Below are 12,368 nucleotides of genomic sequence, written 5' to 3'. Positions count from 1 at the left end.
GTTAACAATCACGGTGCGAGAGCGGCACGATGAGTTGAGAACTCGTAAAAAATAGGGTGTAGTGATGCGGTTGTTGTCCGGTGGCCCATGCGGGACCGTGGGGTCGTCGGCGGCAATCTCCCTTTCACCCCTTCGGTTTCTCCCCCATGCTTTCTGCTTTTCAAGCACCCCTCCGTTCTCGACTGGTCGGCCGTTTATCGGCGTTTTTGATGCTCGGTGTAGGCGCGGCGGTGCCCGGGTCCATCGCGGCCAAAACCGGCCCCGACGCGGTGCTTACGAGTTTTCGCGATCAGATCGAACTCACGATGGATGAGTTTTGTTACGATTGCCACGGATACGGCGGCGACAAGGGTGGGGTGGTGCTCGACGGCTGGGAAAGCGACGATGACCTCCTCGATCACGAACTGTGGTTGCGCGTGTTGCGCAATGTGCGTTCCGGCATCATGCCGCCGGCCGACGAGGCCCAACTCGACCCGGAGCAAAAGGAAGCGATCATCCACTGGATCAAGGAAAAGGCGTTTCAACTCGACCCCCTGCAGCCCGATCCTGGTCGCGTCACGGTCCGGCGCCTCAATCGCGTCGAGTATCGCAATACGATCCGTGACTTGATCGGCGTCGACTACGATACCGCGATCGAGTTCCCCGCCGATGATACGGGACACGGGTTCGATAACATCGCCGACGTGCTGACGATTTCGCCCATGTTGCTCGAGAAGTATCTCGATGCCGCGCAGGCCATCATCGACGAAGCCATGCCGAGCCAACCACTCGTCGTGGCGGAGCGGGCATTGCCGGGCAAACGCTTCGAATCGACCGTCGCCATCGTCGAGCCGCCCACGCCAACCGCGGTGGTGGAAGGCGAAGAGGCGCCCGCGCCGCCGCCGTCGTCCGAGGTGTGGCAGGCGGGGGAGCTTGCGGGCGATGCGCGCGATCTGCTTTATTATTCACCCGCTTCCTTGCGAGCGACGCACACCGCGGAGCATGCCGGGAATTATGAAGTCGTGCTCAATTTTCGCGCGCTCGAGCGCTACGTGGACAACCAGTTTGATCTCAACAAGTGCCGGATCGTGCTGAAAGTCGATGGCGAGGAATTGCTCGCCAAAGAGATGGTGCGCGAAGGTTACGGTCGCGAATTTTCCTACACATTCCCGCAGCAGTGGGAGGCCGGGGAACACGAGTTTTTGGTGGAAATTCATCCGCTCGAACCCGCCGTCGAGCAAATCCGCCAGCTGCGGATCAGGTTGGATGATGTGGTGGTGCGCGGTCCCATGGCTCCGGAGCACTGGGTCCCCCCGGCAAACTACGCCGAGCGTTTTCCCCGACCGGTGCCGGAATCCGTGGCCGAGCGGCGCGAGTATGCCCGCGAGCTGCTGACCGATTTCACGTTCCGGGCGTTTCGCCGCCCGGTCGGCCCGTCGACGATTGATCGGCTCGTGGATGTAGCCATCCACGTCTCGGAGCAGCCGGAATCGACTTTCGAGGCCGGCATTTCCCAAGCGATGGTCGCGGTGCTGGCTTCGCCTCGATTCCTGTTTCGCGAGGAAGAGGCCATGGCTGCGGCCGAAGGGGAGAAATATCCGCTGGTCGACGAATATGCGTTGGCGTCGCGGCTGTCCTATTTCCTGTGGTCGACCATGCCGGACCAGGAGCTCTTTAATCTGGCGGAAAAAGGCGCGCTGCGCGCACATCTGCCGGAGCAGGTCAAACGCATGTTGGCCGACGAACGCTCGGAGGAATTCGTCAACAACTTCACCGGCCAATGGCTGCAGGCGCGCGATATTCCCAACGTCAACATCAGCAGTTTCGTCGTGTTCCTGCGGGAAAATCCCGATCCCGAAGTCGCCAAGGCGCGTGAGACCTTTGTCCGCCTGCGCCGGATCGAGGAAGAAGATCGCACCGAAGAACAAGCCGCCGAACTGGCGGAAGCGCGGCAGACGTTCTTCGCCTTTTTCCGGCAACCCAAACCCGACCTCAACGGCGACGTGCGGTGGGCCATGAAGCGCGAGACGGAGATGTATTTTGATCACATCCTGCGCGAAGACCGCAGTCTGCTCGAACTCATCGACAGTGACTACACGTTCCTCAACGAGGAGCTGGCGGCGCACTACGAAATCCCGACCGATGACATCAAGGGGGCAAAGATGCGCAAAGTCATGCTGCCGCCCGACAGTCCGCGCGGCGGCGTGCTGACCCAGGGCACTGTGCTGGCCGTGACCTCCAATCCCACGCGCACCTCGCCGGTGAAGCGCGGGGTCTTCATTTTGGATAACATCCTCGGCACGCCGCCCCCGCCGCCCCCGCCCAACATTCCCGCCCTCGAGGACGTGGCCAGTGAAGAAGAGCTCGCGAAGCTTTCCCTGCGCGAAACCCTTGCGCTCCACGCCAGCAACAAGATGTGTGCGTCCTGCCACAGCCGTATGGATCCGCTCGGCCTCGCTCTGGAAAATTTCAACGCCATGGGCCGCTGGCGCGATGCCGAGATGGGCAAACCCATCGAGCCCGACGGCGAGCTCATCACCGGTCAGAAATTCTCAAACGTGCAGGAGCTGAAGCAGATCCTCCTCACCGATCACCGGGAACAGTTCCTGCACACGCTCACGGAAAAGATGCTGACCTACGCCCTCGGGCGTGGCATGGAGTATTACGACACTGAGACTTTGGACCAACTCGTGGCCCAGGTCGAAGCCGCCGACGCCCGCCCCTCCGCCCTCATCATGGGCATCATCGAATCCGCCGCTTTCCAGAAAACCCGTCCACCCGAAACCCTGCTTTCATCCACACCTGACGAGTCGATCGAAGAAACCGACCGCCTCGTCGCCAACCGCCGCTGATCATGCCCAACGCAGCCGAAACCGAACTCCGCCAACACCTCCGGTCCATGAATCGTCGCAATTTTTTGCGCGGGATCGGTGCGACCCTCGCCCTCCCGACCTTCGCCTCGATGATGCCGAGCAAGCTGCTCGCCGCCACGCAGGCTCTGGAGACCGCCACCACCCCGACCGGTGCACCCTTGCGCACCGCCTTCGTCGCGTTTCCGAACGGCGCCATTCCCGATCGCTGGTGGCCCACCGGCGGCATGAGCGACTTTGCCTTTGGTGAAACCCTGTCGCCGCTGCAGGGCCTGCGTGACCGCTTTCAGGTTCTCGGCGGTCTCGATCACCTCAACGCCAACCCCGGCAACGACGGCGGCGGCGACCACGCTCGCGGCAACGGTGTGTTCCTCACCGGAGTCCGTCTCAAGAAGAGCGCCACCGACGTGCAGGCCGGCATCTCGATCGACCAAGTCATCGCGCGCGAGATCGGCGACCTCACCCGCTTCCCGTCGTTGGAACTCACGTGCGATGCGAACCGCAAATCCTCCGGTTGCGATTCCGGTTACTCCTGCGCCTACCAATACAATATTTCGTGGAAATCGCCCACCACGCCGATGACGCCGGAAAACAACCCCCGACTCGTTTTCGAGCGCCTCTTCGGGGCCGGCGAGCAGGGGCACCGTCAGGCCAACGCGCAGCAGCGCATGGAGAACCGGCGCTCCGTGCTCGACTTTGTCATGGACGACGCCCGCAGCCTCCAGCGCCGGCTGGCGCACGACGATCGCGAGAAACTCGACCAGTATCTTACGGGCGTGCGTGACGTCGAATCGCGTATCCAACGGGCGGAAAAATTCGGCCCCAACGTCGATCCGGCGCGCAAGACACCCGAGGGCATTCCCGAAAGCCACGCGGACTACGTGCAAGTCATGTATGACATGATGCTGCTCGCGTTTAAGACCGATTCCACTCGCGTCTGCACGTTCGTGCTCGGTCACGACGGCGACAACCGCTCCTTCAGTGAAATCGGTATCAGCGAAGGTCATCACGATCTCTCGCATCACCAGAACAACGCCGAACGCGTCGACAAGGTGGCCACGATCGATCGCTGGTATGTCGAGCAATTTGCCAACTTCCTCCAACGCATGGACGAGACCGAGGATGTCGACGGCAATTCCCTCCTGCACAACTCGCGCATCGTTTACGGCAGCGGCAACGCCGACGGCAATCGTCACACGCACCACGATCTGCCGGTGCTGCTCGCCGGTGGCGGCGGGGGCATGCTCAAGCCGGGCCGCTTCGTGAAACACTCCAATCAACCGATGACCAACCTCTACCTCTCACTCGCCGATCAAGTCGGCGTGAAGAACCTGGAGCGGTTCGGTGATTCCACCGGCCGTCTCGCCAACATCTGATCTCGCCGGGGCGGTCGGGTTCGCCGAACCCGCCGCTGACGTGCCGCCGGTCGGTTCGGCTCGACGCGCTCGGCGAGCACGCCCTACCTGCTCGTTTTTTATTCCAGCCCCAACCCCATACCCCATGTCCTTCCGTTCTCTGTTTCTCGCGGGTCTGGCTTTTGCCAGCGCGTCCTGTGTGTTGGCCCATGAGCCGGCCGAAGTCGTCACCGGCGACTTCGAACTCGGCCCCGATTCTCTGGTCCAGGCAGGCGTGCCGCAAGGCGAGCTGTTGGGCCCGTTCGAGTTTCGCAGCCAGATCATCACCGGCACCATTCGCCAGTATTGGCTCTTCGTGCCCGCGCAATACGACCCCGCGACTCCGGCCAGCGTGCTGGTGTTTCAGGACGGTCACCGCGCCACCCACCCGGAAGGTTCCCTGCGCGTGCAAAACGTGCTCACAAACCTGATACACGAAGGTGCCATCCCGCCGACCATCGGTATTTTCATCACACCTGGCGACACCCGGGAGGAGTTCCCGCAGGATCTGGGCTGGGGCAACCCCAACCACCGGTGGCAGGAGTATGACGTGCTCACCACCGACTACGCCCGCTTCATTATCGAGGAGATGCTCCCGCTCGTGGGCGAGTCCTACAACCTCACCGACGATCCCGAGCAGCGTGCCATCGGCGGCACCAGCAGTGGGGCGATCTGCGCGTTCACCGTGGCGTGGAATTACCCGGATGAATTTCGCAAAGTGATCAGCTTCATCGGCAGTTATGTGTCGATCGGCTCGCGTCCGCCCGAGGGCGACCCGAACGGCGCGTGGTCACCAGGCGGACAGGATTATCCCGCCATGATCCGTCGCACGCCGATCAAGCCCCTGCGCATCTTTTTCCAGGACGGTTCCAACGATCTCGATAACCCGTGGGGCAACTGGTTCCTCGCCAATCAGTCGATGGTGAGCGCGCTCAATTTTGCCAATTCTCAGGCCGAAAAATTCGAAGCCGGCGAACTGAGATGGAACCCGTATGGACCCGAGCCCAAAGGTTACGTCGAGGGACTCCGCTACGGCGAAAAGCACGTGTGGACGGACGGTTCCCACAGCGACAAGCACGGCGGATCGATGTTGCCGGAGGTCATCCGGTGGCTCTGGGCGGAAGACGCGAAATAAGCGCAACTACCAAGAAGTCGGGCGTAAAGCCCGACCCACGTGGTGGTGCCGATCGCTTGGCCGTGGGTCGGGCTTTACGCCCGACTCCCCCCGTGCGCCGGGGCGTGGTAGGTTACTCAGTCCAGTTTGTTGAACAAGTAGGTGCCCACGGGTTCACCGCGAGGACCGATGTAGCTGGGTAGGACGCGGTAGGCTTTTACCTCGAGGAGTTTGCCGTTTTCAACCGGCTGCATAACGAGCACCCAGCGTTTGTCCTGAGCTTCGCCCAGCTTCATGCGCACGACGGCGAGTTCGCCCTCATGGGAGTAGCCCTCGCGGGCACTCCAACGACTGCTCCAAAGCTGTTCGTTCGTCTCCGAGTAGATTTTGACGACGAGCGTTCCGTCGTGATCGAGCAGTTGGACGCGGGCGGTGCCGGCAAACTTCAGCGTCGCCAGTTCGGGGTCGAATTCCTGCGCCAACAGACCGTGAAACGACGCTGTGATCGGCGTGCTGCCCCGGACTTGTGTGCCCTTGTCGTCGTAGGTGCCGGAGATGTCGACCGCGCTGCTGGTGAGCGCGGTAGTCGCCGCAATGGTCGCGGTGACGAAGAGCCGTCGGCAACGGCTCATTAATCGAGAGTGATTTACCGTATAGCCTGTGTTGTTCATGACTTCACAGGTTAACCGGTCGGCTTGATTTGGCAAGATCCTCCGGCGCGCCGGGGCCGGTGATGCGACCGGATTATTTCTCGATTTGCAGCGCGGTTTCGAGCCACTTGATCAGCACGGCCTTTTCGCCCTTTGATTCGTAGTCGTCCTGGATTTGCTTGAGGCGGGCGCGCATCTCGGTGTTGCGACGGAGACGGAATGAAAGGCGAGCTTCCTGCGGCATTTCGTCGTCCCGGATCATTTCGTAGAGAGTCGTGGCATCGCTTAGCGTATCGCGAATGTCATCATCCGTAACCATGATCAGATCTTCGCGCACTTCGGCTTCGCCTTCGATCACCTCACCGTGACACATCACGCAGCGGTTGTTGAAGATCGTGCGGATTTCGGCGGGAAGGGGCAGCAGCGCATCGACCGAGTTTTCGGCCCAAGCCATGGTGGACGTGGCAATGAAGGTGGTGAGAACGGCGATATTTCGGAATAAGGTCATTGAAAGCGTGACGATCGAAAGGGTTTTTTATTCAGAGGTCGAAGCTAGGGTTTCAGCAATGGCTTCCACCGCAGCGGAATCCAACGGGCCCTTGTTATTCAACAAAAGCAAGAACTCGACCAAGAGATCGATTTCCGGATCGGTGAGGATCTCGGCGTAGGCCGGCATCGGGATCGCTTGGGCGTCGAAGAAGTGTTTTGCGAGTCCGGCGAACGGTCCGGATTCAATCGCGCGGCCGTGGCCGTCATCAATCCAATGATGGATTTCCGCCCGATCCCCGTCGGCGGTGAGCTCACGGAAATCACGGCCCTGAAAGCCGGGGATGTAGCCTTTGAACGAAGCCAGATTGGCGACCGCGCCTTGGCCGAGTTCGCCGTGGCATTGGTAACAACCGGTTTGACGGGCGAGTCGGTCACCAAAGACGAGGGTTCGCTCGGGCGTGAGCGCGCCGATGAAGTCCGCGTCGATGGTCGGCATGGCCCGATCTCCGTTGCCGACCCCATTGGTGCGACGCACGCCCTCGGCGAGCGCCCAGGCGGCGATGTCATCGATCTCGGCGGTGGTCAGATAGCCGTCATCACCGTAGGCTGGCATTTGCACGAGCAGACGGCCGTGGCGTTCGCGTTGCGCCTCGGGCACCCCGTGCGTGATCCACTCGATGACCTCGGCGGCTTCGAGTTGACCGTCCTCCCAAATCACATCGATACCGCGGGCGCGACCACTGCGGAAATTGACGCGCGGATCGTTCTCGCTTTGGCCGTGGCACGCGAAGCAACCCGCGGTTTGGGCTAAATGGCCACCCCGGGAGACGGGGGAGGATTCCGGGCTGCGCTCGTATTGGTAGAAGGTGAGAGCGGCGGCGAAACCGATCACGACAGGAACGATCAGCAAGGAGCAACGGCGGGCAACGGGGGACACGGCAGCGATTGCGCACGGGTTTTCCCGTGGAGTCAAAGATCAGCGTAGACGCGGCCTGCTGTATTTTAACCATCGCACGACGGTGATTCCGGCATTTCCAAATCGCGGGGAATGGTTTGGATGGGACGCATGACTCGATTGCTCTTTTGGTTGGCTCTGGGAGGTTCCGGTTTGATCGTGGCGGCATCGCCGACGGTGGACCGTCGCGCGGAGGCGATCGAAGCCGACGTAATTGCGTGGCGGCATCATTTACACGCGCACCCCGAACTCTCGAACGAGGAGAAAGAAACGGCCGCTTACATCGCTCAACGTCTGGAGCGTATCGGCGTCGATGAACTCAAAACCGGGGTGGCCGGGCACGGCGTGGTCGCGTTGATCAAAGGCACCAAACCCGGTCCGGTGGTCGCGTTGCGTGCTGATATGGATGCGTTGCCGGTGACCGAGCAAACGGGGCTGCCTTATGCATCCACCGTTCGCGCCAATTACGGCGGCAAGGAAGTGGGGGTGATGCACGCCTGCGGGCATGATGCACACGTCGCGATCCTACTCGGCGCGGCGGAGGTCTTGGCCGGCATGCGCGACGAGCTCACGGGTTCGGTGAAGTTGATTTTCCAACCGGCGGAAGAAGGCGCTTATCCCGCGCCCAAGTGGGGCGCGAAATTGATGATCGAGGAAGGCGTGTTGGAGCAGCCCACCGTCGATGCGATCTTTGGTCTGCACGTGTGGTCGGGCGAGCCCAGCGGCACGCTGAGTTTCCGGTCGGGTCCGTTCATGGCCAGCAGTGACTTTCTGCGCATCACGGTGACGGGACGGCAGACGCACGCCGCGCGGCCGTGGGGCGGCATCGATCCGATCACGGTGTCGGCGCAGATCGTGCTCGGGCTGCAGACCATCGCCAGCCGTCAGGTCAATATTTTGGCGGGACCGTCGCTGGTGTCGATCGGCACGATTTCAGGCGGCGAGCGCAATAACATCATTCCCGACGAAGTCGTCATGACCGGCACCATCCGGACGTTCGACCCCGACGTGCGTGCCGCCTATCACGAGCGGATCAAAACCACCGCGGAAAGCATCGCGGCGGCGTCGGGCGCGACGGCCGAAGTCTACATCGGATCCGACACCGGATACTCTCCGACCATCAACGACCCCGAACTCACGGCGGCCATGGCCGACGTGTTCACGCAGGTGGTCGGCGCGGAGAACGTGAAGACGGCTCCCATGGTCACCCCGGCGGAGGATTTTTCGTTCTATCAGGAAAAAGTGCCGGGGTTGTATTTCAGCCTCGGCGTGTGTCCGCCCGACATCGATCCCGCCACGGCGGCGTCGAATCATTCGCCGCGATTCGTGGTCGATGATGCCGCGCTCGTCACCGGCGTGCGCGCGATGGCGACCATGGCGGTCGAGTATCTGGCGCGCCACGCTGAATAAGGCGGACGTGTTTTTAGGCGAAATTGTGAAGCTGCTTGGCTCCGCATTTTCGACACACGAACTCGAGATACGCTCGCTCCTCGCCGGGTGAATCCGCCAATTCGCCCGTTTCGATCATCCCCTGATTGCACCCTTGGCAACGAATGGTCGCGTTTTCTTCGATGTAATTCAGCTCCTCGTCCCGGGCGAGTTTGGTAGCGACATCTGTCTGTGCGGTATCGACCCAAATTTCTATGCCGGTCAGGCCGCTGGGGTCATCGATGGTCTGCCTGCCAAAAGACAATTGGTTGTCTCGAAAAACGGTTTCCACCCGGTTCGAAAGCGCGGGGTCGTAGGTGTGGATCACGCGGCGTTGATCAGCGCGGGGGACCGGGGCAGACCGAGCAGCGGGTAGCGGGGTAGTTTCGGGTTCGATTTCGGCAGTTTTCACCGGGATCCCGTCCGGAGGTAGTTTGATCACCCGACGGGCTTCGAGATACGCCCATGAGCTCGATACCGCCATGAGCATGAAGGTGATTCCCATGCCGATTTCCTGATACCAACCAATGCCGCCGCCCTTGCCACTATGCCGAAGCGTTTCGTCTCCCACCGTGAAGCGGGTCAGGCCAAAGTTCATCAAGAACAGGCCCAACGAGAAGCCGAGAAAGTAGAGCGGAAACGCCCGGTAACCTTTCCGCCGCAGCAGCACCCACATGCGAGCCAACGCCACGAGGGAAGCAATCACGGTGAGTAGGAAACGACTCTTCATCGGCCCCCCAGCACTATCGGAACATGCGCGGGATTGCGAATCCCTGTTGTTCGTTTTTTGAAGGGAAGGACTCCATGTCGATGGCCGTGCCAAACGCGGACGACTCGGCGAGCCGTCCCCTCCTTCCCGGCCGGATTGGTGGACTCTACGGTCCGCGCAGCACGGTTGGTCCGGTGGGTTGAGGAGGCTCGCTGCCCACGGGTTCCTGGGTGATGAGAATTTCGGTCGGCGGTTGAGTGGCGCCCGGGAGGGTGTAGAAGAGACTACCGTCGCCGCCGTAGAATTGGGACGGCACTTCGCCGACGCGTTGGTAGGGGCTGGTGGCGGAGGGTTTCACCCAAAGTTGGAGCGACGTTTCCGCGGCCGGGAAGGGCAGGTTGTAGAGGTTCAGGTAGCCACGGTGGTTGCTCTCGTCGAAGACGGACCATGCATAGGGATCTTCCGGGGTGACGTTGGTCGGGTCACCGGTGCCGTCGTCTGGAGTCGCCGGATCGGTGGGGTCGGGAACTTCATTGGCGGGCTCATCCGGCGAGGCCACATTGGGCTCTTCGCCGTCGGGAAATTCAGGGTCGGGGGTCTGGGGTTCCAAGGCCACGATGCCGGGTTCGGTCAGCAAATCGAGGGCCAGATCGAGCAACCCCTTGCGTTGGCCGAGTTCGTAGCTGGTGGGGTCGACCAGTTCCATGGCGGCGAGTCGGCCCACTCCCTGATCGACGAGGGCGAGCTGTGCGATTTGTTGGATGACGGCGAGGTGTTGTTCCCGCAGTGCTTCGTGATCCTCCTGCAGTTTGCCATACTGCAACCGGATTGATTTCAGCCGGCGCAGCTCTTGAATGATGGGCGGTTCGGCACCGTCGGCGTAACCCTCGGTCAGCGCGGCGATGAGGGTGCCGAGATCGAGTTGGTCGATGGTGGTTTCCTGTCCGCCGATGACGGCTGCGGTTGCGGATGTCGGTTCCGGCGTCGACGCGGTCGATGATCCGGTCGCCGGTGAGGCGGCGGTTTGGGGGCCGTCGCTGATCCGCGAATCGGGTGAGGAGAGTTGAACGAGATTGAGGCCCAGCAGGAGGCAGGCGGCCAGGGGCCAAGCCCAGCGGCGGAGCAGGGTGGATCGCCGCGACCGCCGTGGTGGTTCGGCGGCGATGGTGCCGAGAATGTGCTGGAGGGTGTCGCGTTGCGCCGCTGCGGGCAGCGTTTCGGCGGGGGCTTCCTGGCGCGCGAAATGAGTGAGGGCGGCGCTGCAGGATTTGAGCATGGCGGCCGCAGCGGGGTCGTTGGCCAGGCGGTGTTCGAACGCGGTGCGCTCGGTCGGATCCAGCTCGTCGAGCAGGTAGTGCAGGGCGGTGGTTTCCAGATCCTTATTCATGGCTGGCGACCCATTGACGCAGTTTCGAAAGTCCGCGGCGCAGGTGATTCTTAACGTTACCCACCGGGATTTTCATGGTGGAGGAAATTTCCGTTTGGGTGCAGCCCGCAAAAAACGCGAGTTGCAGCGCGCGACGTTGCGGGGCGGACAAACGGGCGAGGTGGGTGTCGAGCAGATCGGTCTGTTCCGAGGCGGTGGAGGCGGGCGAGGTGGTGGCGTCGTCCGTGGGGGTCCACTGCTCCAGGAGTTGACGTCGCCGGGCCCCCTGGCGCACCCGATCGATGGCGGCGTTGCGCGCGATGAACACCACCCAGGAAACGACTTCGCCGCGATCGGCGCGGTAGCGCGAAGCCTGCCGCCAGACTTTGATGAACGTGTCCTGCACGGCCTCGCGGGCGTCTTCGGGATCCTCGAGCGTGCGGCGCACCACGCCGTGGACAATGGGCGACAGCTCCAGATAAAGCAGACGCATGGCATCGGTGTCGCCCGCGCAGAGGCGGGCGACCAGACGACGGTGCGCTTCGAGCGCGTCTGCATCGAACGGAGCCACGGACTACTGTGGCCGGTGGGGGGCGATATTTGTTCCCGCGCGGGCGGGAGATTTTGTCAGAAGTGCCATCGCAGGGAAGCGGAGATGAGGTGGCCGGTGCGGTCGCGGCTGGGCTTCAGGTCGGTGTATTTGTAGCGCACGACCAGCGAGGCTTGAGGCGACAGATGGAACTTCACATCGGCCGAACCTCCGAAGGTGACCGATTCGTCCGAATAGGGTGAAGTCGGCACGATCATGATCGAGACATCGTCGGTGGTGGTCGTGATCGTGGCACGGTTGAGGACCAGGTTGAGCTCCGGGGACACCGTCAGCTCGATCGTCTGATTCACCGACCACGAAAACTCGGGCGACAGGGTGAACAGCCGCGTGGTGTCCTGGAAGACGGTGTGAACCGAACCGGCGACCGCATCGCCACCGATGATCACATCGTAGTCGGCGATCGTCGTGAGGTCGCCGATGTGATGATAGGTGAAGCGCAATCCGAGGTTTTCGGAAAACGTGTAACCCGCCGCGATGAACGGCACGGTGGCGTGGTCGTCCTCGCGGGAGAACGAATCATTGGTGGTGAACGGCCCGGCGGTGCCCGGGACGGTGTTGCCGCCACTCGAGCTCAGGGCGACATTGGCGATCGAATACTTCGCTCCGCTGAGCGAAAGGTGTCCGACGCCGGCTTCGGCGAAAAATCCCGTCTGAGCCCACGCGGATACCCCGGTGAGCAGGGACAGAAGCGAAACGAAAACAGATTTCATGGTGCAGATGTCTTTGGTATAATTTCGACCCGTCAGTGGGTCTTCTACCAAGGATACGCGCGCCATGTCCGCACGGAGTCAGTCGCCGGAAAAT

At 61.9% G+C, this 12,368-nt stretch carries 11 protein-coding genes; 4 read left to right on the top strand and 7 right to left on the bottom strand.

All coding sequences use genetic code 11. The features are described from left to right. Nucleotides 1-146: 146 nt before the first annotated feature. From PXH66_RS14965 to PXH66_RS14955, 3 genes are all read left to right on the top strand, one after another. On the top strand, nt 147-2,831 hold the full coding sequence (locus PXH66_RS14965; RefSeq protein ID WP_330929846.1) for a DUF1592 domain-containing protein: 2,685 nt from the start codon (nt 147-149) through the stop codon (nt 2,829-2,831). 47 nt (nt 2,832-2,878) lie between these two features. Next, the gene (locus tag PXH66_RS14960) at nt 2,879-4,225 is read left to right on the top strand and encodes a DUF1552 domain-containing protein (RefSeq protein WP_330932061.1); all 1,347 of its coding nucleotides are present in this window, start codon (nt 2,879-2,881) and stop codon (nt 4,223-4,225) included. A gap of 124 nt (nt 4,226-4,349) precedes the next feature. Then, the gene (locus PXH66_RS14955) at nt 4,350-5,378 is read left to right on the top strand and encodes an alpha/beta hydrolase (RefSeq protein WP_330929844.1); all 1,029 of its coding nucleotides are present in this window, start codon (nt 4,350-4,352) and stop codon (nt 5,376-5,378) included. A 116-nt stretch (nt 5,379-5,494) separates the two neighbouring features. On the opposite strand, the gene PXH66_RS14950 is transcribed toward PXH66_RS14955, so the two are convergent. From PXH66_RS14950 to PXH66_RS14940, 3 genes are all read right to left on the bottom strand, one after another. Beyond that, nucleotides 5,495-5,989 (bottom strand): hypothetical protein, encoded by a 495-nt coding sequence (locus PXH66_RS14950; protein ID WP_330929843.1) that lies wholly within the window; start codon nt 5,987-5,989, stop codon nt 5,495-5,497. A 112-nt stretch (nt 5,990-6,101) separates the two neighbouring features. After that, complete coding sequence (locus PXH66_RS14945; protein ID WP_330929842.1) at nt 6,102-6,515, bottom strand: hypothetical protein; 414 nt, start codon at nt 6,513-6,515, stop codon at nt 6,102-6,104. Between the two features lie 27 nt (nt 6,516-6,542). Then, on the bottom strand, nt 6,543-7,433 hold the full coding sequence (locus PXH66_RS14940) for a c-type cytochrome (protein WP_330929841.1): 891 nt from the start codon (nt 7,431-7,433) through the stop codon (nt 6,543-6,545). Nucleotides 7,434-7,562: 129 nt separating this feature from the next. Between PXH66_RS14940 and PXH66_RS14935 the strand changes: the two genes are divergently transcribed. Then, nucleotides 7,563-8,861 carry an amidohydrolase gene (locus PXH66_RS14935; RefSeq protein WP_330929840.1) on the top strand — a complete coding sequence of 433 codons (1,299 nt, stop codon included), beginning with the start codon at nt 7,563-7,565 and terminating at the stop codon, nt 8,859-8,861. Between the two features lie 13 nt (nt 8,862-8,874). On the opposite strand, the gene PXH66_RS14930 is transcribed toward PXH66_RS14935, so the two are convergent. From PXH66_RS14930 to PXH66_RS14915, 4 genes are all read right to left on the bottom strand, one after another. Further along, a complete protein-coding gene (locus PXH66_RS14930; protein ID WP_330929839.1) occupies nt 8,875-9,585 on the bottom strand; it encodes a hypothetical protein in 711 nt (236 codons plus the stop codon). Nucleotides 9,586-9,754: 169 nt separating this feature from the next. Further along, nucleotides 9,755-10,975, bottom strand: coding sequence for an anti-sigma factor (locus PXH66_RS14925; protein WP_330929838.1), 1,221 nt, complete (start codon nt 10,973-10,975; stop codon nt 9,755-9,757). Continuing rightward, entirely contained in the window at nt 10,968-11,525 is a 558-nt protein-coding gene (locus PXH66_RS14920) for an RNA polymerase sigma factor (protein WP_330929837.1), read from the bottom strand. Before PXH66_RS14920 ends, PXH66_RS14925 begins: the two co-directional genes overlap by 8 nt. 56 nt (nt 11,526-11,581) lie before the next feature. Next, nucleotides 11,582-12,274, bottom strand: a complete 693-nt coding sequence (locus PXH66_RS14915) for an outer membrane beta-barrel protein (protein WP_330929836.1) — start codon at nt 12,272-12,274, stop codon at nt 11,582-11,584. Between the last annotated feature and the right edge of the window lie 94 nt (nt 12,275-12,368).

It is taken from the genome of Synoicihabitans lomoniglobus (assembly GCF_029023725.1).
Taxonomy (GTDB): domain Bacteria; phylum Verrucomicrobiota; class Verrucomicrobiia; order Opitutales; family Opitutaceae; genus Actomonas; species Actomonas lomonigloba.
The sequence above is the reverse complement of the archived record's forward strand: the minus strand, read 5'-3'. Positions and strand labels throughout refer to the sequence as shown.